At 71.4% G+C, this 26,766-nt stretch carries 27 protein-coding genes, 2 tRNA genes and 1 pseudogene; 20 read left to right on the top strand and 10 right to left on the bottom strand.

The features are described 5' to 3' along the window. Positions 1–37 precede the first annotated feature (37 nt). Entirely contained in the window at positions 38–1,774 is a 1,737-nt protein-coding gene (leuA, locus tag KSO98_RS13455; RefSeq protein WP_225286145.1) for a 2-isopropylmalate synthase, read from the top strand. Positions 1,775–1,819: 45 nt separating this feature from the next. On the opposite strand, the gene KSO98_RS13450 is transcribed toward leuA, so the two are convergent. Continuing rightward, complete coding sequence (locus KSO98_RS13450) at positions 1,820–2,662, bottom strand: endonuclease/exonuclease/phosphatase family protein (RefSeq protein ID WP_225286144.1); 843 nt, start codon at positions 2,660–2,662, stop codon at positions 1,820–1,822. Between the two features lie 58 nt (positions 2,663–2,720). Next, the gene (locus KSO98_RS13445) at positions 2,721–3,632 is read right to left on the bottom strand and encodes an ion transporter (protein ID WP_225286142.1); all 912 of its coding nucleotides are present in this window, start codon (positions 3,630–3,632) and stop codon (positions 2,721–2,723) included. Between the two features lie 17 nt (positions 3,633–3,649). On the opposite strand from KSO98_RS13445, the gene recO reads away from it, so the two are divergent. The 5 genes from recO to KSO98_RS13420 are packed head-to-tail and all read left to right on the top strand — an operon-like array spanning position 3,650 to position 7,474. Next, a complete protein-coding gene (recO, locus tag KSO98_RS13440) occupies positions 3,650–4,381 on the top strand; it encodes a DNA repair protein RecO (protein WP_225286141.1) in 732 nt (243 codons plus the stop codon). Next, positions 4,378–5,616 carry a YibE/F family protein gene (locus KSO98_RS13435; RefSeq protein WP_225286139.1) on the top strand — a complete coding sequence of 413 codons (1,239 nt, stop codon included), beginning with the start codon at positions 4,378–4,380 and terminating at the stop codon, positions 5,614–5,616. Before recO ends, KSO98_RS13435 begins: the two co-directional genes overlap by 4 nt. Positions 5,617–5,627: 11 nt before the next feature. Continuing rightward, a complete protein-coding gene (locus KSO98_RS13430; RefSeq protein ID WP_225286138.1) occupies positions 5,628–6,404 on the top strand; it encodes an isoprenyl transferase in 777 nt (258 codons plus the stop codon). Positions 6,405–6,464: 60 nt separating this feature from the next. Beyond that, positions 6,465–6,944: a hypothetical protein gene (locus KSO98_RS13425; protein WP_225286137.1), complete on the top strand. Its 480-nt coding sequence runs from the start codon at positions 6,465–6,467 to the stop codon at positions 6,942–6,944. Beyond that, entirely contained in the window at positions 6,830–7,474 is a 645-nt protein-coding gene (locus KSO98_RS13420; RefSeq protein ID WP_225286136.1) for an SAM-dependent methyltransferase, read from the top strand. The genes KSO98_RS13425 and KSO98_RS13420 overlap by 115 nt, the downstream gene beginning before the upstream one ends. 13 nt (positions 7,475–7,487) lie before the next feature. On the opposite strand, the gene KSO98_RS13415 is transcribed toward KSO98_RS13420, so the two are convergent. Genes KSO98_RS13415 through KSO98_RS13400 form a run of 4 tightly spaced genes read right to left on the bottom strand, consistent with a single transcriptional unit; the run spans position 7,488 to position 10,636 of the window. Beyond that, positions 7,488–7,889, bottom strand: coding sequence for a Fur family transcriptional regulator (locus KSO98_RS13415; RefSeq protein WP_225286135.1), 402 nt, complete (start codon positions 7,887–7,889; stop codon positions 7,488–7,490). After that, positions 7,876–8,904: a metal ABC transporter permease gene (locus KSO98_RS13410; protein ID WP_225286134.1), complete on the bottom strand. Its 1,029-nt coding sequence runs from the start codon at positions 8,902–8,904 to the stop codon at positions 7,876–7,878. The genes KSO98_RS13415 and KSO98_RS13410 overlap by 14 nt, the downstream gene beginning before the upstream one ends. Further along, positions 8,901–9,707, bottom strand: a complete 807-nt coding sequence (locus KSO98_RS13405) for a metal ABC transporter ATP-binding protein (RefSeq protein WP_225286133.1) — start codon at positions 9,705–9,707, stop codon at positions 8,901–8,903. Before KSO98_RS13405 ends, KSO98_RS13410 begins: the two co-directional genes overlap by 4 nt. After that, positions 9,698–10,636: a metal ABC transporter substrate-binding protein gene (locus tag KSO98_RS13400; protein WP_225286132.1), complete on the bottom strand. Its 939-nt coding sequence runs from the start codon at positions 10,634–10,636 to the stop codon at positions 9,698–9,700. Before KSO98_RS13400 ends, KSO98_RS13405 begins: the two co-directional genes overlap by 10 nt. A 145-nt stretch (positions 10,637–10,781) precedes the next feature. On the opposite strand from KSO98_RS13400, the gene KSO98_RS13395 reads away from it, so the two are divergent. From KSO98_RS13395 to KSO98_RS13380, 4 genes are all read left to right on the top strand, one after another. Beyond that, the gene (locus KSO98_RS13395) at positions 10,782–12,188 is read left to right on the top strand and encodes a glycine--tRNA ligase (protein WP_225286131.1); all 1,407 of its coding nucleotides are present in this window, start codon (positions 10,782–10,784) and stop codon (positions 12,186–12,188) included. Between the two features lie 2 nt (positions 12,189–12,190). Beyond that, positions 12,191–12,940, top strand: coding sequence for a hypothetical protein (locus KSO98_RS13390; protein WP_225286130.1), 750 nt, complete (start codon positions 12,191–12,193; stop codon positions 12,938–12,940). Then, positions 12,918–14,057: a tRNA dihydrouridine synthase DusB gene (gene dusB / locus KSO98_RS13385; RefSeq protein ID WP_225286128.1), complete on the top strand. Its 1,140-nt coding sequence runs from the start codon at positions 12,918–12,920 to the stop codon at positions 14,055–14,057. Before KSO98_RS13390 ends, dusB begins: the two co-directional genes overlap by 23 nt. A gap of 92 nt (positions 14,058–14,149) precedes the next feature. Further along, a complete protein-coding gene (locus KSO98_RS13380) occupies positions 14,150–15,043 on the top strand; it encodes a VldE C-terminal domain-containing protein (protein WP_225286127.1) in 894 nt (297 codons plus the stop codon). Between the two features lie 122 nt (positions 15,044–15,165). Here the strand turns inward: KSO98_RS13380 and KSO98_RS13375 are convergent, their stop codons facing one another. Beyond that, positions 15,166–15,663: a hypothetical protein gene (locus tag KSO98_RS13375; RefSeq protein ID WP_225286126.1), complete on the bottom strand. Its 498-nt coding sequence runs from the start codon at positions 15,661–15,663 to the stop codon at positions 15,166–15,168. A 66-nt stretch (positions 15,664–15,729) separates the two neighbouring features. Here KSO98_RS13375 and KSO98_RS13370 point away from each other — a divergent pair, with 66 nt between their 5' ends. The 6 genes from KSO98_RS13370 to KSO98_RS13345 all read left to right on the top strand — a co-directional run bounded on the left by KSO98_RS13370 (position 15,730) and on the right by KSO98_RS13345 (position 22,434). Next, a complete protein-coding gene (locus KSO98_RS13370; RefSeq protein WP_225286125.1) occupies positions 15,730–16,350 on the top strand; it encodes a phosphatase PAP2 family protein in 621 nt (206 codons plus the stop codon). Between the two features lie 183 nt (positions 16,351–16,533). Continuing rightward, positions 16,534–17,787 (top strand): deoxyguanosinetriphosphate triphosphohydrolase, encoded by a 1,254-nt coding sequence (locus KSO98_RS13365; RefSeq protein ID WP_225286124.1) that lies wholly within the window; start codon positions 16,534–16,536, stop codon positions 17,785–17,787. After that, positions 17,784–18,704: a 2-hydroxyacid dehydrogenase gene (locus KSO98_RS13360; protein WP_225286123.1), complete on the top strand. Its 921-nt coding sequence runs from the start codon at positions 17,784–17,786 to the stop codon at positions 18,702–18,704. Before KSO98_RS13365 ends, KSO98_RS13360 begins: the two co-directional genes overlap by 4 nt. Continuing rightward, on the top strand, positions 18,704–19,507 hold the full coding sequence (locus KSO98_RS13355) for a carbon-nitrogen hydrolase family protein (RefSeq protein WP_225286122.1): 804 nt from the start codon (positions 18,704–18,706) through the stop codon (positions 19,505–19,507). The genes KSO98_RS13360 and KSO98_RS13355 overlap by 1 nt, the downstream gene beginning before the upstream one ends. Before the next feature lie 91 nt (positions 19,508–19,598). Further along, positions 19,599–21,494, top strand: coding sequence for a DNA primase (gene dnaG, locus KSO98_RS13350; RefSeq protein ID WP_225286121.1), 1,896 nt, complete (start codon positions 19,599–19,601; stop codon positions 21,492–21,494). A 49-nt stretch (positions 21,495–21,543) separates the two neighbouring features. Continuing rightward, positions 21,544–22,434 carry a collagen-like protein gene (locus KSO98_RS13345; RefSeq protein ID WP_225286120.1) on the top strand — a complete coding sequence of 297 codons (891 nt, stop codon included), beginning with the start codon at positions 21,544–21,546 and terminating at the stop codon, positions 22,432–22,434. Positions 22,435–22,509: 75 nt separating this feature from the next. Here the strand turns inward: KSO98_RS13345 and KSO98_RS13340 are convergent, their stop codons facing one another. Further along, entirely contained in the window at positions 22,510–22,680 is a 171-nt protein-coding gene (locus KSO98_RS13340; RefSeq protein ID WP_225286119.1) for an Ig-like domain-containing protein, read from the bottom strand. Between KSO98_RS13340 and KSO98_RS13335 the strand changes: the two genes are divergently transcribed. Both KSO98_RS13335 and KSO98_RS13330 read left to right on the top strand, forming a co-directional pair. Then, a complete protein-coding gene (locus KSO98_RS13335) occupies positions 22,667–22,819 on the top strand; it encodes a hypothetical protein (RefSeq protein WP_225286117.1) in 153 nt (50 codons plus the stop codon). The genes KSO98_RS13340 and KSO98_RS13335 overlap by 14 nt on opposite strands. A gap of 90 nt (positions 22,820–22,909) precedes the next feature. Beyond that, a tRNA-Asn gene (locus tag KSO98_RS13330) sits at positions 22,910–22,982 on the top strand. A gap of 185 nt (positions 22,983–23,167) precedes the next feature. On the opposite strand, the pseudogene KSO98_RS19070 reads toward KSO98_RS13330, so the two are convergent. Beyond that, positions 23,168–23,368, bottom strand: a pseudogene (locus tag KSO98_RS19070) (FtsX-like permease family protein); the annotation flags it as partial. Between the two features lie 303 nt (positions 23,369–23,671). Between KSO98_RS19070 and KSO98_RS13320 the strand changes: the two are divergent. Beyond that, positions 23,672–23,745 (top strand) — tRNA-Ile (locus KSO98_RS13320). Positions 23,746–23,749: 4 nt separating this feature from the next. Here the strand turns inward: KSO98_RS13320 and KSO98_RS13315 are convergent. After that, complete coding sequence (locus KSO98_RS13315; protein WP_225286115.1) at positions 23,750–25,108, bottom strand: serine/threonine-protein kinase; 1,359 nt, start codon at positions 25,106–25,108, stop codon at positions 23,750–23,752. Between the two features lie 96 nt (positions 25,109–25,204). Between KSO98_RS13315 and tyrS the strand changes: the two genes are divergently transcribed. Continuing rightward, entirely contained in the window at positions 25,205–26,491 is a 1,287-nt protein-coding gene (gene tyrS / locus KSO98_RS13310; protein WP_225286114.1) for a tyrosine--tRNA ligase, read from the top strand. Positions 26,492–26,766 lie beyond the last annotated feature (275 nt).

Genomic DNA, 26,766 nt, shown 5'->3' with positions numbered 1-26,766 from the left:
GCGCCGGCACCCGACACCCTCAGCTGAGCGAGAGACCATGACCAACCTGAGCAACGCCCGCAACTCCCAGCAGCCGTCGCCGATGCCGATCGGCCGCTACACCGCCTTCGTACCCGTCGACGTCCCCGACCGGACGTGGCCGTCGAAGAAGATCGCCAAGGCACCGCGCTGGCTGTCCACCGACCTGCGCGACGGCAACCAGGCGCTGATCGACCCGATGACCCCGGCCCGCAAGCTCACCATGTTCGAGCTGCTGGTGAAGATGGGCTACAAGGAGATCGAGGTCGGCTTCCCGTCGGCGAGCCAGACCGACTTCGACTTCGTGCGCAAGCTGATCGAGGAGGACCGCATCCCCGATGACGTCCAGATCTCGGTCCTGACCCAGGCCCGCGAGGACCTGATCGAGCGCACCGCCGAGTCCCTGGCCGGCGCGCCCCGCGCCACGATCCACATGTACAACGCGACCGCCGAGCTCTTCCGTCGCGTCGTCTTCGGCGTCACGCCCGAGGAGTGCATCGGCATCGCCACCCGCGGCACCGAGCTGGTGATGAAGTACGCCGAGAAGTACGTCGGCGACCTCGTCGGCACCCAGGACTTCGGCTACCAGTACAGCCCGGAGATCTTCACCCAGACCGACACCGACTTCGCGCTGGCGGTCTGCGAGGCCGTCTCCGACGTCTGGCAGCCCGAGGCCGGCCGCGAGATCATCCTCAACCTGCCGGCCACCGTCGAGATGTCGACGCCGAACACCTACGCCGACCAGATCGAGTACTTCGGCCGCGGCCTGACCCGCCGCGAGCACAGCGCGATCTCCCTGCATCCGCACAACGACCGCGGCACCGCCGTCGCCGCCACCGAGCTGGGCCTGATGGCCGGTGCCGACCGCGTCGAGGGCTGCCTGTTCGGCCACGGCGAGCGCACCGGCAACGTCGACCTGGTCACCCTCGGCATGAACCTGTTCAGCCAGGGCATCGACCCGCAGATCGACTTCTCCGACATCGACGAGATCCGTCGCACGGTCGAGTACGCCACCCAGCTGCCGGTCCACCCGCGCCATCCCTACGCGGGCGACCTGGTCTACACCGCCTTCTCCGGCTCCCACCAGGACGCCATCAAGAAGGGCCTGGAGGACCTCGAGCGGATCGCCGCCGAGCGCGGTGTGCCGGTCGGCGAGATCCCGTGGGAGGCCCCCTACCTGCCGATCGACCCCAAGGACGTCGGCCGGACGTACGAGGCGGTCATCCGGGTCAACAGCCAGTCCGGCAAGGGCGGCGTCGCCTACGTGCTGAAGTCGGAGCACAAGCTGGACCTGCCGCGTCGCGCGCAGATCGAGTTCAGCCGTGTCATCCAGCAGCACACCGACGCCGAGGGCGGCGAGGTCGGCCCGGACAAGATCTGGGACATCTTCCGCACCGAGTACCTGGAGAAGACGGCCCCGCTGGAGCTCAACTCCGTGCACACCTCGAGCGCGGCCGGCGAGAAGGACGCGCTCAGCGTCACCATCCGCGTCGACGGCCAGGAGCAGACCCTCGAGGGCACCGGCAACGGCCCGATCGCGGCGTTCGTCGACGCGCTCAACACCGTCCGTGAGGACTGGGACATCCGCGTCCTCGACTACGCCGAGCACGCCCTGTCGGCCGGCGGTGACGCCGTCGCCGCCGCGTACGTCGAGTGCTCGGTCGCCGGGGTCATCTACTGGGGCGTCGGCATCGACGCCAACATCGTGACCGCGTCGCTCAAGGCGGTCGTCTCCGCGGTCAACCGCGCCGGCTGAGGTCTCGGGTCTCGGTACGCCCGCGAGCGGGCGTACCGAGACCCCTCAGAGCACGAGCTTGGCGTGGTACTCGCGCCCGTGGTCGGTGGCGCCGGTGTGCACCGAGCGGTAGGCGTGGGGCTTCAAGGCGGGGCTGGCGTACATCTGGTCGATCGCCTTGATCCGGCCGCAGTGCGCGCGGGAGAGGAACGCGCTCGCCATGCCGATGTGCGCGAACGCGCACGCGGAGGGACCGGCGGCGTTGAAGTCCCCGGCGATCACGATCCGCCACTGCGGGTGGGTGCGGCGCAGCTGCTTGATCTTGGCGATCTCGAGGCGGATCGACATCGCGCGCCACGGCCCGACGTTCCACTGCGGGTTGTGGACCGGGATGACCGCGACCTGCGTGCCCGTGACGTTGTCGCGCAGCACCGGGATGGTGACGTGGATGCGCTGGCCGCGGTTGTAGCGCGTCGTCATCGACGCGTGGGCCACCTGGGTGAAAGCCGTCCGGCGGTAGACGACGACGTTGTCGATCGCGTTGCCGCCCGTGACCATGGCCCAGCGCGGCCCGGTGAGCCTGCGGAAGGCCGTGCGCTGGTCGGCGGCGACCTCGGCGAGCACGGCCAGATCGGTGCCGCTGGCGCGCATGTGAGCGACGTCGGTGCGCATCCGGCTCGACGCGGTCGCCCGCGCCCGCCGGTCGAGGTTGGAGCGCATCGCGTTCATCCAGAACATCGAGCGGACCACGTGGGGCTGCTGGGGAGCCTGATGGGAGGCGACGGGGAGCACGGTCGTCTCCGCCGCGTCGGCCGCGGCCGGGGTGGCCCAGGGGAGGGCCACGAGGAGAGCCGACAGGGCGGCGAATCGCATCGTCGTCGTACGGCGCAGGTCCATGATGATTCCCATCCAACCAGCGCCCGGTGACCTGAGGACGACCGGCGTAAACCGCGCGGGGAAGGAGAGGTTAATCCTTCGCACGCACGGCCTGACGCAGCTGCGCGGCGGAGTTGCGGATCACGTCGCTGATCAGCTCGGTGGTGCGCGGGTCGTCCAGCGCGCCGTCAACGATCCGCAGCACCGTGTTCGCGGTCATCTGCACGATCTCGTCGTGGAACGGCACGTAGCGCAGCTTGCCCGTCGTCGGGTCGTTGCGGACCAGGTCGAGCACCATCGACTCGAGCTCGGCGCGGTTCTCGTCCAGAGCGGCCTTGACGTTCGCGGCGTACGTGCCGGTCTTGATCACGTCGATCACCTCGTCGAGGACCGCGACCGTGATCGGCTTCTTGATCGCCTCCACGATCGGGTTGGAGAAGTGCGTGACCAGGACGGCGGTGATCTGGTCGCCGAGGTAGTTGTCCGTACGGTCGATGACGCGCACGACGCGGCAGACCAGCACGAGTGACAGCACCCAGTGCGCCTCGGTCAGCCCGGGCACGGCCAGCGGGACCAGGGCCGGGATCTCCCACAGCCGCGACCTGAGGTACCGCCGCCCGATCCGGAAGCGCAACCAGCGCCAGCAGATGGTCAGCGCCAGCAGGCCCGACAGTCCCCAGTCGGTGTAGCGGACGCCGTCGTGCCAGCGCGTCGAGGCCGGATCCCAGAACAGCAGCCAGAGGTTGGTGGCCAGCAGCAGCCAGGTCAGCAGGACCAGGAACCACGATGCGAAGCTGCGCTGCTTGCCGGCGATGCGCAGGTAGAGATCGTCGGCCTGGATCGAGGCCAGATCGACCCGGTCGGCCACGACGTCGACGGCGTTGTACGCCGCCACACCGGCCCGATCGGCCAGATTGCGCGCCGCGCCCGTCACGCCGGCGGCCGCTCCGCTGATCGGCCCGGTCGGTGCAGCCGGTGCGCCGTCTCTCCTCGTCGCGCTCACGCAGGCAGAATAGGGGAGTGCCCCTCTACCGCGACGAGGCGATCGTGCTGCGCACCCACAAGCTGGGTGAGGCCGATCGCATCATCACCCTGCTGACGCGTCAGCACGGGCGGGTGCGCGCCGTCGCCAAGGGCGTACGCCGGACCACCTCGAAGTTCGGCTCCCGGCTCGAGCCGTTCACCCACGTCGATCTGCAGATCGCGGAGGGTCGCAACCTCGACACCATCACCCAGGCCGAGACCCTCGACCTCTTCCACGCCGGCATCGGGCTCGACTACGACCGCTACACCGCCGGCACCGTGATGCTGGAGACCGCGGAGCGGCTGGTCACCGAGGAGCGGGAGCCCGCCGTGCAGCAGTACCTCCTGCTGGTCGGCGCCCTGCGCGCCCTTGCCGCCGGCGATGCGCGGCGACCGGGCCAGGTGCTGGACTCGTACCTGCTCCGCTCGCTGGCGGTGGCCGGCTACGCGCCCAGCTTCGAGCACTGTGCCCGCTGCGGTGTCGAGGGCCCGCACCGCTGGTTCAACCCCTCGCTCGGCGGCGCGGTCTGCAGCACCTGCCGCGTCCCCGGCTCGGCCTCGCCGGCCGAGGCGACGCTGGCGCTGCTCGCCGCGCTGCTGACCGGCGACTGGGAGACCGTGGCTCTCAGCGACGAGCGCCAGCGCCGTGAGGCCAGCGGCCTGGTCGCGGCCTATCTCGCCTGGCACCTGGAGCGCGGCCTGCGCTCGCTGGAGTATGTCGAGCGATGAGCAATCACCACGGTGGCCGCCGCCGGGCGGCGCGCACGTCGCGCCTGTCCCGCGCGGGTCTCGGCATCGGCCGTCACGAGACGGCGCCGGCCCGCGCGCTGCTGACCGTGCTCGCTCTGCTCGGCGTGCTGGCGCTCGTCGCGGTGGCGCTGCTGTGGCCGGACCGCAGTGGGCTGCAGGCCCTGCAGGACAAGGCCGCGTTCGCCCCGAACGGCACGACGTACGTGCACGCGCGGCTCACCGACCGCACCCGTGCCGACGACTCGGGCAACGAGGCCGCCGTGGTGGTCCTCACCGACGGCCCGGACAAGGGTCACGAGCGCACCATCCAGCTCCCGCGTCCCGACCAGCGCTCGGCTCTGCGGGCCGGGGACACGCTGGTCCTCGCCCGCACACCGGCGGCCGGAGGCGCCACGTACGGCTTCTTCGCCGTCCAGCGCGGCACCTCGCTGTGGCTCCTCACCGCGCTCTTCGTCGTGGTCCTGGTCGCCGTCGCGCGCTGGCGTGGCGTGATGGCGCTGGTGGGGCTCGCGGTCGCCGGTGCCGTGCTCTGGTGGTTCGTCATCCCGGCGATGCTGACCGGTCATCATCCGGGGCTGGTCGCGCTGTCGGGAGCGAGCGTCATCCTCTTCGTGGTGCTCTACACGACCCACGGGCTGCGGCCCACGACGAGCGCCGCGCTCGCCGGGACCCTGGGTGGGGTCGCGATCACGGTCGCGCTGGCCACCTGGGCGGTGCACGCCAGCCGGCTCAACGGCGTCACCGGCGACGCCGGCGGTGCCCTGATGTCGTACGCGCCCGCGGTCGACTTCCCGGGGCTGCTGGTCGCCGGAGTCGTCATCGCCGGTCTCGGCGTGCTCAACGACGTCACCATCACCCAGGCCAGCGCGGTCTACGAGCTGCGGGCCGCGTCGCCCGACGCGAGCCGGCTGCAGGTGCTGCGCGCCGCGATGCGGATCGGTCGCGACCACATCGCCTCCACCGTCTACACGATCGTCTTCGCCTACGCCGGCACCGCGCTGCTCACCTTGCTGGTGATCCGGCTCTACGCGCAGCCGCTGTCGCTGCTGGCCGGCACCGAGGACCTCGCCGAGGAGGTGGTGCGGACGCTGGTGAGCTCGATCGGGCTCATCGCAGCCGTCCCGCTGACCACCGCGATCGCGGCGCTCGTCGCCGACACCGCGGGCGACCCACACGGGCACAGCCATGGGCACAGCAACGGGCACGGCCACTAGCCTTGCCCGTTGTGACGCACCGCAAGCCCACGCCACACCCCTCCGGCGCGACCCCGCCGCCGATCCCGGCCGAGCTGGTCCCGCAGCACGTCGCGGTGATCATGGACGGCAACGGCCGCTGGGCCAAGGAGCGCGGGTTGCCGCGCACCCGGGGCCACGAGGCCGGCGAGTCGTCCCTCTTCGATGTGGTGGAGGGCGCCATCGAGCTGGGTGTGAAGGCGATCAGCGCGTACGCGTTCTCCACCGAGAACTGGTCACGCAGCCCCGAGGAGGTCGCCTTCCTGATGGGGTTCAACCGCGACGTCATCCGTCGCCGCCGCGACGAGATGCACGAGCTCGGCGTCCGGGTGCGCTGGGCGGGTCGCACTCCGCGGCTGTGGAAGTCGGTGATCCGTGAGCTGCAGGTGGCGGAGGAGCTGACGAAGGACAACACCGTCTGCACCCTGACGATGTGCGTCAACTACGGCGGGCGCGCCGAGATCGCCGACGCGTCGCGCCGGATCGCCGAGGACGTCGCCGCGGGGCGGCTCAAGCCCAGCAAGGTCGACGAGAAGACCTTCGCCCGCTACCTCTACCTGCCCGACCTCCCGGACGCCGACCTGGTCTGGCGGACGTCGGGGGAGCAGCGGCTGTCCAACTTCATGCTCTGGCAGGCCGCCTACTCCGAGATGGTCTTCACCGACGTGCTGTGGCCCGACGTCGACCGGCGCCACCTGTGGGCGGCATGCGAGACGTACGCGCGCCGTGACCGCCGCTACGGCGGCGCGATCCCCAACTCGGTGGTCTGACGCCTCTCCGGTTCGGCAAGGGGTCTGGGCGTCACGGCTCCTCGGCGCGAGGATGGGCCCATGACCGAGCCGTCATTCTTCGAGGCCGTCGAGACCACCCTCGGGCCGCTCAGCGCCGCGTGTGGACTGATCGGGCTGGTCGACGGCCTGGCCGGCTCCGGCCTCCTGGGAGCACTGCGCGAGCCCGTGCGCTGGCAGGACGCCGCGGCCGGAGCAGGCATGTCCGATGAGGTCGCCACCGCCGTCCTGGCGGCGCTCGTCGCCGGCGAGGTGGTGACCGCGCAGGACGGCCTGGCGCGCCTCACGCCGCCGTGGCGGGCGTTGACCGCGCCGACCGCGTACGCGCCTCTGGACGTGGTGCTCGCGGGCGACGCCGTGCAGGCCCGCCAGCTGCGGCGGTCGGGGCCGGCGACACCTACTGGACCATGCCGTCGCAGGACCGGATCGCCTTCGCCCTCTCCGTCTCGCCCGACCCGGCGTCACCGGAGCGCGTCGCGGGCTTCCGGGCGAGCGCCGAGCAGCACCCGGTGCGGGCGCTGATGCGCGACGGCGCCCGCGTGCTGGAGCTCGGCTGCGGGGTGGCGGGGCAGCTGGTGACCTGCCTGCAGGCCTTCCCGGCGATGACCGCGGTGGGCGTCGAGCTCAGCGACGACCTGGCCGACATCGCCGAGCAGCGCGCCGCCGCACTCGGCGTCGGCGATCGCCTGCGGGTCGTGCGCGGCGACGCGGCGGACTTCGTCGATCCCGAGCCGTTCGACGTGGCGCACTGGAGCCAGTTCTTCTTCCCGGCCCCCACCCGTGCGGGTGCCGTACGGGCGATGTTCGGCGCCCTGCGGCCCGGCGGGCTGGCCTACCTCCCGCTGCCGTGGGACCTCGAGGAGTACGACGCGCGTCCCACCTCCGGGGCCACCCGCGACTACCGGTTGATGCGGGTGGTGCTCGCGTCCTGGGGCGTCCCGGAGGCGCGGTACGAGGATCTCGCGGCGGAACTCACCGCGGGCGGCTTCGTGGACGTCGCGCTGATCCGCCCGGCGGCCGACGTGCCGCGGGTGATCGCCCGGCGCCCCTGATCCGGGCGGTCCGTCAGCGGCAGTCGCGGCAGGTGCCGAAGATCTCCAGGGTGTGGGAGACGTCGGCGTAGCCGTGCTCGGCGGCGATCGCGTTGGTCCAGCGCTCGACCGCCGGCCCCTCCACCTCGACGGTGTGTCCGCAGCTGCGGCAGACGAGGTGGTGATGGTGCGTGCCCGAGCAGCGGCGGTAGATCGCCTCGCCGTCCTCGTTGCGCATCATGTCGACGTCGCCGGCGTCGGCCAGCATGGTGAGGGTGCGGTAGACCGTCGCGAGCCCGACGCTGCCACCGAGCTGCTCGTGGATCTCCTGGGCGGAGTGGAAGCCGGCGGTCGCCTCCAGCGCTGCCGCGACCGCGAGGCGCTGCTTGGTGGGCCGAACGCCGCTCTGCTGGGCCTGGGGCTCAGTGCTCGTCATAGTGGCGCTCTCCGCTCGCTTCGACGTGCACCGCGTGGCGGTGGCCGTCGTGGACATAGTCGACGTGGTCACCGTGCTCGATCGCGAGGTGACCGCAGGCCGGGCCGTGCTGGTGGTCGTGCTCGCCCGGGCAGGCCCCGTACAGCGCCTCGACCTCCGGATCGACCGGGAAGGGCTCGACCAGCCGGCGTCGCCGGCGAAGCAGCGACCCGATCGGCCAGGCGACGGTGAAGCAGGCCAGGGCGAGCAGCACGATGGTGGGCCCGGGTGCCACCGTCGCCTTGAACGAGGCGAAGGCCGAGATCACCAGGCCGCCGAGGGAGGCGATCGTGCCGATGACCATCGCACCGAGGAGGGTGGCGCGGAACGAGCGGGTCAGCTGCTGGCTCGCGGCGACCGGCACGACCATCAGCGCGCTGACCAGCAGGAGGCCGACGGTGCGCATCGCGACGGTGACGCTCACTGCGGCGAGCACCGCGACGAGCAGGTTGTAGAAGCGCACCCGCAGCCCGGAGACCTTGGCGAACTCCTGGTCCTGGGCGACGGCGAAGAGCTGGGGCGCGAGCCCGATACCGAGGACGATGACGACCGCGGAGAGCGCCATCGTGACGATCAGGTCGCTGATCCCGATGGTCAGCAGCGAGCCGAACAGGTACTGCCCGAGGAAGGCCGCCGACTGCCCGCTGATGCCGGTGAGCAGGACGCCGCCGGCGAGGCCGCCGTAGAAGAGCAGTGCCAGGGCGACGTCGCCGTTGGCCGAGCCGCGCTCGCGGATCAGCTCGATGATCGCCGCGCCGAGGACGGCGACGATCACCGCGGTCCAGGTCGGGGAGGCGCCGGTGAGCAGGCCGAGGGCGACACCGGTGACCGCGACGTGGCCGAGGCCGTCGCCCATCAGGGCGAGCCGGCGCTGCACGAGGTACGTGCCGACGACCGGCGCAGCGAGGCCGGTGACGACGGCCGCGATCAGCGCGCGCTGCATCGCAGGCAGGGCGAAGAGGTCCGCGGGGGTCATCGCATGCCGTCCTTCGGGTGGGTGATGGATTCCAGGGGCGAGGCGACCCGTGGGGCGTGGTCGACGTGTCGCTCGTCGTGGACGTGGTGGGGCCCGTGGACGTCGGCATGGTTGAGCGGCGGCCCGTCGTAGACGAGCCGGCCATCGCGCATCACGACGGCCCGGTCGACGAGCGGCTCCAGCGGGCCGAGCTCATGGGCGACCAGCACGATGGTGGCGCCGCGCGCCTTGAGCCGGCCGAGCGCCTCGGCGAGGGCCAGCTGGTTGGGCAGGTCCACGCCGGCGGTCGGCTCGTCGAGGAAGAAGAGCTCCGGCGCGCCTGCCAGGGCCCGGGCGATGAGGGCGCGCTGCTGCTGTCCGCCGGACAGGGTGCTGACCCCGTCACGTGCCTTCTCGCCCAGCCCGACGATCTCGATGGCGTCGTCGATGGCGGCCCGGTCGGCGCGGCTCAGCGGCCGGAAGAGCCGGCGGTGGGTGAGGCGCCCGGAGGCCACGATCTCCCAGACGCTCGCCGGTACGCCGGAGGCGGCGCTGGCACGCTGCGGCACGAACCCCACCCGCTGCCAGTCGTCGAAGTCGTCGAAGGCCGTGCCGAAGAGCGAGAGCTCGCCGCCGGCGAGCGGGCGCAGGCCCGTCAGGGCGCGGACGAGGGTCGACTTGCCGGAGCCGTTGGCGCCCATGAGGGCGACGAACTCGCCGGTGCACACCGTGAGGTTGATGTCGCGCAGGACGGGGCGGCCCTCGATCGCGACGGCGCCGTTCGTCAGCTCGATGGGGTGGGGCTCGATCGCGGTCACGGGCATGAGTTCGCCTTCTCCAGCGCCGTCAGGTTGGCGCGCATCAGGGACAGGTAGTCGTCGGTGGAGGTCTCGTCGGTGAGTCCCTCGATCGGGTCGAGGACCGCGGTCCGCACCCCGGCGTCGGACGCCAGGGTCGCGGAGAGCTCCGCGGGGGCGAGCCGCTCGCCGAAGACCGTGGTGATGTGGTCGGAGGCGATCAGCGCGTGCAGCCGGCCGAGGTCGGCCGGGGTCGGCTCGGCGTCGGGGGACAGGCCCGCGATCGGCTCGATGTCGAGACCGTAGCGGCTGAGATAGCCGAACGCGTTGTGCGAGACCACGATCGTGTGGCGCGCGCAGTCGGCGAGGCCGGTCGCGTACGCGTGGTCCAGGGCGGTCAGGTCGGTGCGCAGGGCGGCGGCGTTCTCCAGGTACGTCGAGCGATGCGTCGGGTCGAGGTCGCCGAGCCTCGCGGCGACCGCGTCGCCGACGGCGGCGAGCTTCAGCGGGTCCTGCCAGAAGTGCGGGTCGAGGTCGCCCGCACCCTCCTCCTCGCCGTGGTCGTGCCCGACGTCGTCATGCCCGTCGTGCGACATCGGCTCCAGGCCGGCGACCCGGCCCGCGTCGACGAGCTCGGCGCCGGACTGGGTCGTCGCCGCGTCGACGGATGCCTGCAGCCCCTTCTCGTAGACGACCAGGTCGGCGAGTGCCACCTGCGCGGTCTGCTTGGGCGAGAGCTCGAGGTCGTGCGGTTCCTGGCCGGGCCGGGTGACGTCGGTGACTGTGATGAGGTCCCCGCCCACCCGTTCGGCGACGTATTGCAGCGGGTAGAACGCCGCGACCACGTCGATCGAGCCGTCGTGCGGCCGCGAGGGTGCGTCGGAGAAGGCCGCGCAACCGCTCAGGGCGACGACGGCCGCGAGTCCTCCTGCGGCGAGAGCGCTCCTTCTGAACATGACAATCATTCTCACTCAGCATGAGAACCATTGTCAAAAGTGTTGAGCACGTGCCCGGCTCCCTGCCGGCCACCCGACCGCCCTGGATAGGGTGGTCCCACGCACCACAGCCGGTGGCGCGCTCACCGATCAGAAGGAATCTCCCGTGGCCAAGGCCCCTGCCTCCACCGTCGATCACGTCGTCTCGCTCGCCAAGCGTCGAGGCTTCGTCTACCCCTGTGGCGAGATCTACGGCGGTACGAAGAGCGCGTGGGACTACGGCCCGCTGGGCGTCGAGCTCAAGGAGAACATCAAGCGCCAGTGGTGGAAGTCCATGGTGCAGACGCGTGAGGACGTCGTCGGCCTCGACTCCTCGATCATCCTGCCGCGCCAGACCTGGGAGGCCTCGGGTCACGTCGCGACGTTCTCGGACCCGCTGATCGAGTGCCAGTCCTGCCACAAGCGCCACCGTCAGGACCACCTCCAGGAGTCGTACGCGGAGAAGGCGGCCAAGAAGGGCAACCCGATCAACCCCGATGACGTCCCGATGTCGGACGTCGTCTGCCCCGACTGCGGCACCCGCGGCGCCTGGACCGAGCCGAAGCAGTTCTCCGGCCTGCTCAAGACCTACCTCGGTGTCGTCGACGACGAGTCCGGGCTGCACTACCTGCGCCCCGAGACCGCGCAGGGCATCTTCCTCAACTTCGCCAACGTGGTGACCTCCCAGCGGATGAAGCCCCCGTTCGGCATCGCCCAGATGGGCAAGTCGTTCCGCAACGAGATCACCCCGGGCAACTTCATCTTCCGCACCCGCGAGTTCGAGCAGATGGAGATGGAGTTCTTCGTCAAGCCGGGTGAGGACGAGGAGTGGCACCAGTACTGGATCGACACCCGTCTCCAGTGGTACGTCGACCTCGGCATCAACCCCGACAACCTTCGCCTGTACGAGCACGCCAAGGAGAAGCTGTCGCACTACTCCAAGCGCACCGTCGACGTGGAGTACCGCTTCAACTTCGCCGGTTCGGAGTGGGGCGAGCTCGAGGGTGTCGCGAACCGTACGGACTTCGACCTCTCCACCCACGCCAAGCACTCGGGCGCGGACCTGTCGTACTTCGACCAGGCGAACAACGAGCGCTACGTCCCGTACGTGATCGAGCCGGCAGCCGGCCTGTCCCGCTCCCTGATGACCTTCCTGGTCGACGCGTACACCGAGGACGAGGCGCCCAACACCAAGGGCGGCGTCGACAAGCGCGTCGTGCTCAAGCTCGACAAGCGCCTCGCGCCGGTCAAGATCGCCGTCCTGCCGCTGTCGCGCAACGCGGACCTGTCGCCGAAGGCGAAGGACCTGGCCGCCGAGCTGCGCCGCAACTGGAACGTCGACTTCGACGACGCCGGCGCCATCGGCCGCCGCTACCGCCGCCAGGACGAGATCGGCACGCCGTTCTGCGTCACCGTCGACTTCGACACCCTCGAGGACCAGGCCGTCACGGTCCGCGAGCGCGACACGATGGCGCAGGAGCGGGTCTCGCTCGACCGCATCAGCGCCTACTTCGCGGAGAAGTTCCTGGACTGATCGTGACGACCCGCACCGCATCCTCTCTGGCGCTCGCGCTCGCCGGCCTGGTGGCCGGCGCAGCGCTGGCGGGGTGTGGTGCGGACTCGCCTAAGGCCGGCCCCTCTGGGGTGGCCACGACCGGCAGCCCGAGTCCGGGTGCCGTGCCGTCGGGCTACCCGAGCGGGGCCGCCTCGGAGGCGCCGAAGGGGACCGCCCTCACCGCCCCGGGCACCGAGCTCGGGCTGGGGGAGCGCGCCACCGTCGCGTGGGCGCCCAGCCAGCAGACCGTCGGCGTCCTCGACATCACCGTCGGAGCACTGCACCGGACGACCTTCGCCGACTCCTTCAAGGGCTGGCAGCTCGACGCGAAGACCAAGGCGAACACGCCGTTCTTCGTCGAGGCGACGGTGAAGAACGCCGGCACCTCCGACCTGAGCGGCCAGCAGGTGCCGCTCTACGGCGCGGCCAGCTCCGGCGCGCTGGTCGAGGCGACGAGCTTCGCCAGCTCGTTCAAGCCGTGCGAGCCCGGCACGCTGCCGACGCCGTTCCCTGCCGGGGCCAGCGTGGACGTCTGCCTGGTCTACCTGGTGCCCGGCGGCGGGTCGCTCGACGGCGTCATGTTCCGGCCGACGCAGGAGTTCAACCCGATCTCGTGGAGCGGGTCGCTCACGCCGATCTCGCCGGCGCCCAAGCCCTCGGCATCCGCCACTTTGGGATCCGGCACCCCCTCGCCGGACAATCGGGGGCATGAACCCGCTACGCCTCGGTGACCTCGAGATCTCGACGCCCGTCGTGCTCGCGCCGATGGCGGGCATCACCAATGCCGCGTACCGCCGGCTCTGCCTGGAGATGATGCGCGCCGAGGGGGCCGACGGCCTCTTCGTCTGCGAGATGATCACCTCCCGCGGCCTGGTCGAGGGCGACGAGCACACCAAGGACATGCTGGTCTTCGACGAGATCGAGACCCGTCGCAGCGTCCAGCTCTACGGCACCGACCCGGTCTATGTCGGCAAGGCGACCGAGATCCTCTGCGCCGAGTACGGCGTCGCGCACGTCGACCTCAACTTCGGCTGCCCGGTCCCCAAGGTCACCCGCAAGGGCGGCGGCGGCGTGCTGCCGTGGAAGCGCACCCTGCTCGGCGAGATCCTCAAGGCCGCGGTCACGGCCGCCGAGCCGTACGGCGTGCCCGTGACGATGAAGACCCGCAAGGGCATCGACGACGACCACCTGACGTACCTCGACGCCGGGCGGATCGCGGCCGACAGCGGTGTCGCGGCGATCGCGCTCCACGGACGTACGGTGTCCCAGGCCTACTCCGGCGTGGCCGACTGGGAGGCCATCGCCGAGCTCAAGGCCGCCGTCGGCTCCATCCCGGTGCTCGGCAACGGCGACATCTGGGAGGCCGCCGACGCGCTGCGGATGGTCACGGAGACCGGGGTCGACGGCGTCGTCGTCGGCCGCGGCTGTCTCGGCCGGCCCTGGCTCTTCCGCGATCTCGCCGCCGCGTTCCGGGGCGACCAGGTCGCGACCCTCCCGACCCTGGGCGAGGTCGCCGCGATGATGCGCCGCCACGCCGAGCTGCTGTGCAGTCACATGGGCGAGGAGCGCGGCTGCAAGGAGATCCGCAAGCACGTCACCTGGTACCTCAAGGGCTTCCGCGCCGGTGGCGACATGCGCCGCGACCTCGGCCTGGTCAAGGCCCTCGCCGACCTCGACCGGCTGCTCGCCGAGCTCGACCCGAGTGAGCCCTTCCCGGCCTCCGAGCTGGGTGCTCCGCGTGGGCGCCAGGGCGCCCCGCGCTCGAAGGTCGTCATGCCCGACGGCTGGCTCGACGACACCGACGGCGTCGGCTGCGCCATCCCCGAGGACACCGTCTCCGGCGGCTGAGCCGGAGCGACACGGGGTTAAGGGATTCGGTACCCGCCCCCGTATGTGTTCTACTCGTTCGGCCCTGTCAGCAACAGCAAAGGATCAGCGCCGTGGCCGGTAGCCACAAGCGGGACACCGATGCCCGCCCGTCGTTCGTGCGAAGGCTCAGCCTTCCCCTCTTCGCCGCCTCGACGGCTCTCGTCGTGACCGGTGGCGCCGTTGCCGTCGGCGTCGCGACGCAGGGCGGTGCCGGTGTCGGGACCGTCGACATGGCCCAGGACCTCGGCAAGGTCGCGCCCAGCGTCTCGGCGAGCGTCACGGCCAGCGCCCCCACCAGCGCCACCGCCGGACCCGCCTCGAGCTCGCCGGCCGCGGTGGTCACGCCGACCGGCGTCATCAAGCGCGCGCCGATCGCCTCGCGATCGCTGAGCCGCACCACGATGTATGCCGACGCCGACCTCAATCTCTGGACCGCGCCCGGCGACAGTGCCACCCTCGACGGCGAGCTCGCCGCCGGTGACACCGCCGTGGTCACCGGCCTGAGCCGCAGCGGTCGCCAGCAGGTCCTCGTCGACGGCGCGATCCGCTGGGTCACCTCCGGCCACCTCTCCGCCGACAAGCCCGAGCTGGATCCCGCCGACGGCCCGCTCTCCGACCAGCCGTGCCCCGACAGCAGCGTCGAGAACGGTCTCAAGCCGCAGACGATCCGCGTCTACCGTGCCGTCTGCCACGCGTTTCCCCAGATCACCTCGTACGGGGGGTGGGCCAACCGCTCCGAGCACAACACCGGCAACGCGATCGACGTGATGACCGGGGACAAGGAGCTCGGCGACAAGATCGCCGCCTGGGCCCAGGCCCACGCCGCCGACTTCGACCTCTACGACGTCATCTGGTGGGACCGGATCTGGACGCCCGTACGTGCCTCGGAGGGCTGGCGCGCCTACGGCGACCACGGCTCGCCGACCGCGAACCATATGGACCATGTCCACATCGGCACCAACTGAGCGCCGCCCGGCACGCACGCTGGCCGCGTTGCGGCCGCTCGCCGACCGCTCCGCTCCCCAGGTCGGCTTCGCGGCCGCGCCTTGCCATCGCACGCACCGGACGACGCTCAGCCTGGAGCCGCTTAACTGCCTTCGAGCTCCGTGATCGCTGCGAGGTCGTAGTTCAGGAGCTCATCCAGCGTGGCGAGGAGCTCAGGGTCGTCGCCGGCCACGGACGTCTTCGCGATCAGGCCCAGGATGCTGACCGTGTTCTGGTGGTGGCACGCGAGCAGCTCGGCGAGGTTGCCGGCGAGCTCGGGGTCGTAGTCGGTCGAGGCCGGGTCGGCCGCGCTCGCCGGTGAGGGGAGAGGCACCACGTCGGCGGGACCGGACCTCTCGATCGTGTCGACCATGTCCTCGAGCGAGGCGAGCATGTCGGGGTCGGTGTCCCCGCACAGCGCGTTGGCGAGGGTGCCGCGGGCGCGGGCGAGACTGAGCCGGTGCCGCGCCAGACCGTTGGCCCGCACCTGCTTGAGCTGGGTCTCGAGCATCTCGACGGCCTCGTCCTCGCTCAGCCCGGCCACGCTGGCCGCCACGTCCTTCAGCCGTCGGGCGAGCTCGTGGTCCACATTCTCCGACATGGTGCCCAAGCCTAACGGCGCACTTTCATGAAGACTTCATGCTCGCCCGCCTAGCGTGATCACACCATGGACACGACCCCCGGCTTCGATCGCTCGCTGTACTTGCACGTGAACGCGTTCGCGCGGCACACCGGATGGCTGCACGAGCCGGCGCGGCTCTACGCGGACTACGGCGTGGTCCTCTTCGCGCTCCTGCTGCTCGTGTCCTGGTGGCGTGCCCGCGGGCTGGGCGAGCGCGCCGTCACCCGCGCCCTCTGGTCCCCGGTCGCCGTCCTGATCGCGGTCGGGCTCAACCAGCCGCTTGTCCACCGGATCGGTGAGGCGCGCCCGTTCACCGTCTTCCCGGCCGCCCTCGTGCTGGTACACCGCTCGACGGACGGCGCCTTCCCCAGTGACCACGCGACCATGGCCGGAGCGGTGCTCGCCGCAGTGCTGCTCAGCACCTGGCACGGTGAGCGGGGACGCGGCGCACGGACCCTCGGGATCGTCACGGCCGTGCTGGCCGTGCTGATGGCCTTCGTGCGGGTCTACGTCGGCGTGCACTTCCCGCTCGACGTCGTCGCAGGGCTCGCTCTCGGCGCACTCGTCGCCGTCCCGGTGGTGCTTGCGATGGGCGCCCTCAGCCGGCCGCTGGTCCGCCGGCTCGAGCGCACGCAGCTGCGGCCGCTGTTCACCACCGCCGCCTGACGGACAGCACCGCGCCGCTGCTCCCCGGCGCGCTGCGCGCACCGTGCTCCCTCGCTCGGCACCCACGAGCACGCTCGGCGACCTCGGTCGCTTCGTCTAAGCGCGCTGCGCGCGCCGTACTCGCTCGCTCGGCACGCACGAGCAAGCTCGGCGGCCTCGCTCGCTTCGTCTAGGGTGCCCACCGTGGATGCCCTCTATGACGCGCACGCCCGTGAGCGGGTGGTCGCCGAGCCGCCCAAGCGGGTGGTGGCGCCCGAGCGCACCCCGTTCGAGCGTGACCGCGCCCGGGTGGTGCATGCCGCGTCCTCGCGCCGCCTGGCCGCCAAGACGCAGGTCGTCGGGCCCCAGGCCGACGACTTCGTCCGCAACCGCCTCACCCACAGCCTCGAGGTCGCACAGGTCGCCCGCGACGTCTCCCGCGCGCTCAACCCGGCTCAGCCGTCGGTGGCCGATCTGGCGGAGACCGCGGCGCTCGCCCACGACCTCGGGCACCCGCCGTTCGGGCACAACGGCGAGGACGTCCTGGCAGGGATCGCCGCGGACGCCGGCGGGTTCGAGGGCAACGCCCAGACGCTGCGGATCCTGACCCGCCTCGAGGCGAAGACGTTCGACGGGGCGGGGGAGTCGGTCGGGCTCAACCTCACCCGCGCCACCCTCGACGCCTGCACCAAGTACCCCTGGCAGCGTGGCGACCGTCCCGGACCCAAGTTCGGCGTCTACGGCGACGACCTGCCCGTCTTCACCTGGCTGCGCGACGGTGCCCCGGCCCAGCGCAAGTGCGTCGAGGCCCAGATCATGGACCTGGCCGACGACGTCGCGTACTCGGTGCACGATGTCGAGGACGGCGTCGTCGCCGGCCGGTTGAGCCTCACCACGCTCGACGCCGCCGCCATCGGCGCGGCCGTACGCTCCGGCTACCGGGCCGACCTGAGCGACGACGACGTCACCCAGACCCTCGCCGGGCTCGCCACCATCGGCTCCTGGCCCGCGCGTCCGTACGACGGCACGCGGCGCGGCCTGGCCGCGCTCAAGAACCTCACCAGCGACCTGATCGGTCGTTTCTGCGGCGCGGTCCAGCAGGCCAGCTTCGACGCGGCCGGACCCGGGACCCCCTTCACCCGCTACAACGCAGATCTCGTCGTGCCCGAGCAGACGCTGCGCGAGATGGCGGTGCTCAAGGGGATCGCGGCGCACTACGTCATGCAGAGCGACGACCGGGTCGCGCTGATGGCGCGCCAGCGCGAGCTGCTCGCCGAGCTCGTCGCCGTCCTGCTCGATCGCGGCCCCGACGCCCTCGACCGGCCGTTCGCCGACGACTGGGTTGGTGCGGGCGACGACGCGGCGCGTGTGCGCGTCGTGCTCGACCAGGTCGCCTCGCTGACCGACCCCACTGCCGTCGCCTGGCACCGGCGACTCGTCACAGGAGCACGAGGATGAAGAAGAAGCCACTGGTCTGGCTGCCGTTCGACCCGAGCGAGCTCGGCGAGCCGCCCACCGCCCTCCGGTACGAGGTGGTCGACCCGATGGTGCGCGTGCCCGACTCGGTCGCCGAGGTGCAGTTCTACGTCACGCCCTACAACATGGGCCCCGCCGTCGCCGAGGTCCTGCCGCGGATGACCTCGCTCGACGTGGTGCAGACCCTGAGTGCCGGCGTCGACAACATCCGTGGGCGCGTCCCGGACGGGGTGACGCTGTGCAACGGCCGCGGCATCCACGACACCTCGACCGCGGAGCTGACGGTGGCACTGATCCTCGCCTCGCTGCGCGAGCTGCCCCGTTTCGTACGCCAGCAGGAACGCGGCGAGTGGATCCGTGATGGCTTCACGCAGTCGCTGGCCGACAAGCGCGTGCTGATCGTCGGGTACGGCGCGATCGGTGCCGCGATCGAGGCACGGCTGCTTCCGTTCGAGTGTGAGGTCGTCCGGGTGGCCCGTACGGCGCGCGCAGGCGTTCAGGCCATCGGTGAGCTGCCGACCCTGCTGCCGGAGGCCGACGTCGTCGTGCTGATCGTGCCGCTGACCACCGAGACCCGCGGCCTGGTCGACGCCGACTTCCTGGCCCGGATGAGGCCGGGCGCGCTCCTGGTCAATATGGCCCGCGGCCAGGTGGTCGAGACCGAGGCGCTCGTCGAGGCGCTGCATGCGGGCCGCATCACCGCCGCCGTCGACGTCACCGATCCCGAGCCGCCGCCCGCCGGCCACCCGCTGTGGAGTGCGCCCGGCCTGCTGATCAGCCCGCACACCGGGGGAGCGAGCAGCGCGATGTGGCCGCGCGCGTACCGCCTCGTCCGAGCCCAGCTCGAGCGCTACGCGACCGGCGAGCCGCTCGCCAACGTGATGAGCGGCGACTATTGATGAGCCTGCTCCGCGTCGCCGCCGTCCAGGCCGAGGCCGTCCCCGGCGACGTCGCCGGCAACCTCGCCGTCGCCGTGCACTGGACCGAGCGCGCCGCCGCGCACGGAGCGCGCCTCGTCGTCTTCCCCGAGGCCTTCACCACCGGGTACGACGAGGCGGTCTTCGACGGGCCGCTGCCGAGCTCCGACCTCGTCTGGTGCGCCCCGGTCCAAGCCGCCGTCGACGCCGCCGGAGCGACCGTCCTGCTGAACACACCGCTCGACCATGGGACCCGGCGCACGCTGAGCACCGTCGTCCTGCGGCCGGGCAGCGCGCCGACCGCGGCCTATGCCAAGCAGCACCTGTACGACGCCGAGCGCACGCACTTCACCGCCGGGGAGCACGGCACGACGATCGCGGTCGAGGGCCACGATGTCGCCCTCTCGGTCTGCTACGACGCCAACTTCCCCGAGCACGCCGCCGATGCGGCCGCGGCGGGCATCGACATCTATGCCAACAGCGGCGCGTACTTCCCCGGCGGTGGGCACCGCCGGGACCTGCACTACCGGGCACGGGCTCTCGACAACGGCGTCTATGTCGTCTTCGCCGGGCTGATCGGGAGGCCGTACGACTTCATCGGCGGCTCCGCGATCGTCGACCCCGAGGGCCGCATCCTCGACCAGGTGGAGCCGGGCGTCGAGGGCCTCGCCGTCGCTGACATCGATCCCTGGCGGGTCGCGGAGGTACGCGCCGCCCAGCGGATGTGGGCCGACCGGCGCCCGAGCTTGGGGGAGCGACGGCGGATCTCCCCGGCGCGACCGTAGGCGCTGCGCGCCTGGCTCCCGCGCTCGCGGCCAGCACCCGAGCTCGTTCCTCGCTCGCGCTGTCGCTCGCTTGGTCGCCTAGTATCTGCCCGTGGCCGGCCGCATTCTCGACAAGAGCATCCAGGAGGTGCGCGAGCGGGCCCGGATCGACGACGTCATCAGCCAGTACGTCACGCTGCGCAACGCCGGCGGCGGCTCGATGAAGGGCCTGTGCCCGTTCCACGACGAGAAGTCGCCCAGCTTCCAGGTCACGCCCGCCCGCCAGATGTTCTACTGCTTCGGCTGCCAGACCGGCGGCGACGTGATCAGCTTCGTGATGAAGATCGACGGGCTGGGGTTCGGCGAGACCGTCGAGCGGCTCGCGGAGAAGTACGGGGTGCCCCTCGAGCGCGAGGAGGGCGACGGCCAGCAGGATCGTCCCCGGGGTCCGCAGCGCGGCAAGCTGATCGAGGCGCACAAGATCGCCCAGGAGTTCTTCGCCGAGCAGCTGATGACGCCCGGCGCGGTCAAGGGCCGCCAGTTCCTCGCCGAGCGCAGCTTCGACCAGGCCGCCGCCCTGCAGTTCGGCATCGGCTTCGCGCCCACCGACGGGCGCTCGCTCCACCAGCACCTGCGAGGCCGCGGGTTCTCGGACGAGGAGCTGGTCGTCGGCGGTCTCACCCGGCAGAACGGCTGGGATGTCTTCCAGGGCCGAGTGCTCTGGCCCATCCGGGAGTCGAGCGGTGACGTGATCGGCTTCGGCGCGCGCAAGCTCTTCGACGATGACCGGATCAACGGCAAGTACATCAACACCTCAGAGACGCCGATCTACAAGAAGAACACCGTCCTGTACGGCATCGACCTGGCCCGCGAGGGCATGCGCAAGACCGGCCAGGCCGTCGTCGTCGAGGGCTACACCGACGTGATGGCCTGCCACCTGGCCGGCATCACCACCGCCGTCGCCACCTGCGGCACCGCGTTCACCCCCGATCACGCCAAGGTGGTCCGCCGCTTCATGGCCGACCACACCCAGTCCTCGGGCGAGGTGATCTTCACCTTCGACGGCGACGCGGCCGGCCAGGCGGCGGCGATGAAGGTCTTCAACGGCGACTCCGAGTTCACCTCGCAGACCTACGTCGCGGTCGCGCCCGACGGCCTCGACCCGTGCGACCTGCGGATGCAGCAGGGCGACGAGGCCGTACGCGAGCTCATCGCCGGCCGCCAGCCGCTGTACCGGTTCGTCCTGGGCAACGTGCTCGCCAAGCACGACCTCGACCGCGCCGACGGACGTGTCGACGCCCTGCGTGAGGGCGCCCGGCTGGTCTCCAGCGTCCGCGACAAGTCCAAGGTCGACGCGTTCGCGCACGAGCTCGCGGCGATGGTCGGCGTGGAGCCGGACCAGGCCCGAGCGGAGGTACGCCGCGCCGGCGCCCGCGACAACCGCGTCGTCGCGAGCACCGCCCCGGCGGGTCAGCGCCGTGACGCCCCGGTGGCCGTCGCCGAGCAGGCCGCCCCGCCGCGCCCGCCCGTACCGGATCTGCGCGACCCGCGTTTCGCGATCGAGCGCGCCACGCTGCGCGTCCTGATCCAGCACCCGGTGGCGGTCGGTCGCCTCACCGCCGACATCACCGCGGCAGACTTCCAGCACCCCGCCTACCAGGCGGTCTGGGGCCTCATCGCCGCCGCGGGCGGGCCGGGCGCAGGGGCCGGCGACAAGGCCTGGGCGACCAAGCTCGCCGGTGCGGCCACCACGCCGCAGCTCACCTCACTCGTCAGCGCGCTCGCCGTCGAGCCGTTGACCTCCCACCGCGAGCCCGACGCCGGCTACGTCACCGAGCACGTGATCCGGCTGCGGGAGGCCTCACTGCAGCGCCGGATCTCCGACGTCCACAGCCGCCTGCAGCGCACCAGTCCGGCGGAGGACCCGGCGGGCTACCAGGCGCTCTTCGGCGAGCTGGCCACGCTCGAGCAGCAGCGCCGCTCGTTGCGCGAGCGCCTCATCGGCTGATCTCACAGTTCTCCCACAGGGGGCGCGATGCGCCACTATCTTCGGCACCATGATCTCGTCGCGCCGGCGCCGGCGCCTCCGTACCCTGTCCGTCGTCCTTCCCGCTGCCGCGCTCGCCGCCGCCTTCAGCGCCCCCGCGGCGGCGGACACCGTCGTCCCCGGCAACCAGGACATCCAGGGCTCCCAGTGCCTCGGCGCGTGCGTCGACGGCGACGCGCTGACCGGCACCAACCTGTACCTGCTGATCAAGGGATCCGACACCCCCGGCCTGCGCCTGGCCCAGACGAACGCAGGGGGGTTCACGCCGCAGACCTGGGACGTCGCGGGCAACGAGGCCAACTTCTTCGTCCGCGATGTCACCGGAGGCAGCCGGCTGCCGTTCCGGATCCGCCCGGGCGCGCCGACGAGCTCGGTGGACATCCGCGCCGACGGCAACGTCCTCAATGGGGGCCTCGTGGAGCAGAACGGCGACAACATGGCCTCGGCGACCGAGGCCGACGGGGCATCCCTCCTCGACACGCTCTCCTCAGTGGCGATCAACACCTACACCTACGCCGGAGCAACGCACATCGCGCCGAACCCGCCGGCGTTCTACGCCGCGTTCGGGATCGGCTCGGACGACAAGTTCCTCGCGCCGCAGGACGTCGCAGGTGTCGCCCTCGCCGCGGTGAAGGCGCTGAACGACAAGGTCGACGCGCTCCCGGCCCCGGGCAGCGGACCCCAGGGTGCCACCGGTGCCACCGGTGCGCAGGGTCCGGCGGGTGCGCAGGGTCCGGCGGGTGAGCAGGGCCCCGCCGGAGCGGCAGGCTCCTCCGCGGACGTTGCTGCGCTGGAGGCTCAGGTCGCCAGCCTCACGTCGCAGAACGTCAAGCTGAGCGCCTCGGTGAAGAAGCTGTCCGCACAGATGGCCTCGGTGCGGCGCCTCCTGAAGAGGCACTGACGCCGATCGGGAGCGCTGGGGCCAGCCACTCGTACCGGCGTCGCACCGGCCGTCGGGCCAGGGCCGGTCCGGCGATCAGGGCCAGCGCGCCCGCGATGCCCCGACCGGGTCGGTACCGGCGGCCGAGAGCGTGTACGCGCCGTCCGAGAGTGTGCTCGGGCCGAAGGACCAGTCGCCGGTGGTCGCGACGGTGGCGTTGCCCTGGGCGACGATCGCTCCGCTGTCGCCGGTGATGGCGACGTGCACGGTGGTCCTGGGCTGGGTGGTGCCGGTGACCGGTGCCTCCGTGCCGGCAAAGGACCCGGCGGGCTACCAGGCGCGCTTCGGTGAGCCGGCCACGCTCGAGCAGCAGCGCCGCTCGTTGCGCGAGCGCCTCATCGGCTGAGGCAGGCGACGGCTCGAGCGCACCCCGATTTGGAGGTGTCGGGCGTGGCGTTGCTATGGTTTCGCCCGTCGCTCGGCAACGAGTGGCTGATCCCCGATAGCTCAATTGGCAGAGCTTCCGACTGTTAATCGGACGGTTGTTGGTTCGAGTCCAACTCGGGGAGCGAGCAAGAGGCCTGTGGCCTGCGGACATCGCAGGCCACAGGCCTTTTTTGTCGTGCGGGAGCGGGGTCGCGAGCCGCTCAGGACCCGGGTCGGGCGACCGGCCGGCGGAGCTGCCATGCCAGCGGCGGACCGTGGCCAGGACCGCGATGGCACCGACCACGACACTGAGCGCTGCGTAGGTCCGGAGGTCGACGAACGGCAGGCGCGGACCGAGCAGGCCGAGGTCGACGCCGATGACGGCGGGGATGCTGGCCAGCGTGGCGATCACCCACGCCGTCACGGCGGCGATCCCGGCCTCCCAGGTCCCCATCGCGAGCAGCTGGCGCCGGGTCGCCCCGGTGCGGCGGAGCAGCGCGATCTCGGTGCGGCGCGAGGCCGTCGTCATGGCGAGTGTGTTGGCCGCGCCGAGCGCGATGAACGCCAGCAGGGCGAGCAGCAGGACGAGCGAGAGGCGCTGCTCGCCGGCGGCCGATGTCGTCGCCGGGGCGACGTACCGGGCCCTGTCGAGCGAGACCAGCCCGCTGGCGTCCAAGGCCCTCCGCACCTGGCCCGCGGCTCCCGGCGTGCTGCGCCCCAGGGCGGTGTCCGCTTGGGCCAGGGGCTGGCCAGCCGCGCCCAGACGGTCGTGCTCGCCTACGAGAGCGACCTGGTGCACCCCGGTGTCTCCACGGACCGATAGGGTCCCGGCGGGCCGTTAGCTCAGTCGGTTAGAGCAGAGGACTCATAATCCTTGGGTCGCGGGTTCGAGCCCCGCACGGCCTACTCATCAGCTCGCGGCGATCCTCAGCCGCCCGCCGTCGTCCACGAGCCGCAGCTGGACGTTCTCGGTCCGCTTCCCGTCTCCGCGCAGCGTGTACGAATAGCGGTACGAGACGCCCAACGGATCGAGCGAGGGCTGCACGTCGGTGACGTCGTGGATCTTGCGCACCTTCCCCCAGAACCGCAGGTAGCCGGCGAGCCCACCGCTGCGCCGCTGGTAGTCCGGGGTGAGCATCGCGAACCCTCGGGGCGGGTCGCTGCTCGCCGTCTGGAGGTACGTCGTGACGAACGCGCGGATGCGCTCCTGCATCGCGGCGTCGCTCGCGGAGGCGGAGGCGGTCGGCGACGGCGTCGTGGCGCCGGCGGGAGTTGCGCCGGTGGAGGCGCCCGTCGAGGTGCTGGCCCGACCGCTCGCGGCGTTCGCATCACCGTCATCGCCACCGCCGTGCAGCAGGATCCCGCCCAGCACCGCGGCGGCGGCGGCCAGCGCTCCGGCGGCCCAGAGCCAGCGCGGGCGCCGTTCTGGCGGACGGGCGGGCGCCGGCGCCACGATGCGCGGCATGGTGCGCGTCTGCTCCCAGGCGATGACCGGCCGTCCGTCGAGGAACCGCCGCACCTGATCGAGCGTCCAGCGCTGCTCGGGATCCTTGGTCATCATCCCGGCGATCAGCGGCGCCAGCCGACCGGCGCGCTCCGTACGCGGCGGGTCCTCGTGCACGATCTGGAAGAGGGTGCTCACCACGTTCTCCCCGACCTCGTAGGGAGGGCGGCCGGCGAGCGCGCTGTAGGCGGTCGCCCCGAGCGACCAGACGTCGCTGGCCGGCGTGGTCGGCTTGCCGTGGGCCACCTCCGGCGCGATGTACGACGGCGATCCGGTCAGGAAGCCCGACTGGGTCATGGTGGCGTCCGCGTCGTCGCTGCGCGCGATGCCGAAGTCGGACAGCTTCGCGGTGCCGATCTCGTCGATGAGGATGTTGGAGGGCTTCACGTCGCGGTGCACGACGCCGGCGTCGTGGGCCGCCGCGAGCGCGTCGGCGATCTGCTTCAGGATCGGTGCCAGCTCATCGGGGGAGAGCGGCCCCTGGGCGGCGATCCGCGCACTCAGGGTGGTGCCGGCGACGTACTCCATCACCAGCCACTGATCCGCGCCGTCGGTGACCAGGTCGTAGACGCCCACCACGTGGGGGTGGCTGACGCGCGCCGCGAGCCGTGCCTCCCGCTCGGCCCGGGCATGGGCCGGGTCGTGCACCAGCGCAATCTTCTTCAGGGCCACGGGCCGGCCCAGGACCTCGTCGGTCCCCAGCCAGACGGCGCCCATCCCTCCCCGTCCGAGCTCACGCCCGAGCGCGTATCTCCCTGCGATCACCCTCTTGACAGTATCCGCGGCGCGAGAACCGAATCGCGGTGAGTGCCTCCGATACGGCACCCTTGGGGCGACGTTCCGTGTGCAGAAAGGCCCATCGTGACCATCGATCCCACCCTCCTCGACGACCTCGAGTGGCGCGGTCTCATCGCCGACTCGACGGACCGCGACGCGCTCCGCGACGCGCTGGCCGGCGGGAGCGTACGGTTCTACATCGGCTTCGACCCGAGCGCGCCCAGCCTGCACATGGGCAACCTGCTGCAGATCGTGACCGCGATGCGCCTGCAGCGCGCCGGCCACACGCCGTTCGCCCTGGTCGGCGGCGCCACCGGCATGATCGGTGACCCGAAGGACTCCGGCGAGCGCACCCTCAACTCCCTCGACACCGTCAAGGAGTGGGTGGAGAACCTACGCCGTCAGCTCGCGCCGTTCTTCGACTTCGAGGGCGACGAGGGCTTCACCGGCACGAACGGCGCCACCCTGGTCAACAACTACGACTGGACCGCCTCGCTCTCCACGATCGACTTCCTGCGTGAGGTCGGCAAGCACTTCCCGGTCAACCGGATGCTCGCCCGCGACACCGTGCGCAACCGCCTCGAGAGCGGCATCTCCTACACGGAGTTCTCCTACGTCCTGCTCCAGTCGATGGACTTCCTCAACCTCTACCGCGACTTCGGCGTCACGCTGCAGCACGGTGGCTCCGACCAGTGGGGCAACATCACCGGCGGCGTCGAGCTGATCCGCCGCGCCGAGGGTGGCCACGCGCACGCCTTCACCACGCCGCTGGTCACCAAGGCGGACGGCACCAAGTACGGCAAGACCGAAGGCGGCGCCCTGTGGCTCGACCCCGAGATGATGTCTCCGTACGCGTTCCACCAGTTCTGGCTCAACGTCGAGGACGTCAAGGTGGGGGAGATGCTGCGGTTCTTCACCTTCCTCACCCGTGAGGAGATCGAGGCCCTGGATGCGGAGATGGCCGAGAAGCCCTTCCTCCGCGCCGGCCAGAAGGCCCTCGCCGACCACATGACGACCCTGGTGCACGGCGCCCGCGAGACCGAGCAGGCGAAGGCGGCTGCGGCCGCGCTGTTCGGCGGTGGCGACCTGACGGTGCTCGACCCCTCGACGCTGGCCGCGGCGCTGCGCGAGGCCGGCACCGTCACCGTGGACCGCGCCGACGGCCTCGGCGTGGTGAGCCTCCTGGTCGCGGCGGGTCTCGCGACCAGCAACGGAGACGCGCGCCGGACCATCTCCGAGGGTGGCGCGTACGTGAACAACGAGCGCGTCGAGGACCCGGACGCGATCGTGCCCGAGGCCGACCTCATCGGCGGCAGCTGGCTGGTGCTGCGGCGCGGAAAGAAGCGCTTCGCCGGCGTCGAGGTCCGCTGAGCCAGGCGCATCGCGCCCGATTTGGCGCAACCGGCCCGGAGGCGTAGTGTTCTCCGGGTCGCCACGAACGGGGGACGGAGCCGCAAGGCGCCGACCGGCAGTCGTGTGTGATGAGGAAACTGAAGCGAATCCGCCGAGTTGGTGGAAAGCGAAAGTCTCCGATAAAGTACGGAAAAGCCCCGCAGGGGAGAGCAGCAAATAGCGGTTCGAGCCACGGTGCGCGTGTGATTCTTGAGAACTCAACAGTGTGTCAAATAGTCGACGAATTAATTTTG

Source organism: Nocardioides nematodiphilus, from assembly GCF_020216525.1.
Lineage (GTDB): Bacteria > Actinomycetota > Actinomycetes > Propionibacteriales > Nocardioidaceae > Nocardioides > Nocardioides nematodiphilus.
This window is presented reverse-complemented; position numbering and strand designations above follow the sequence as displayed.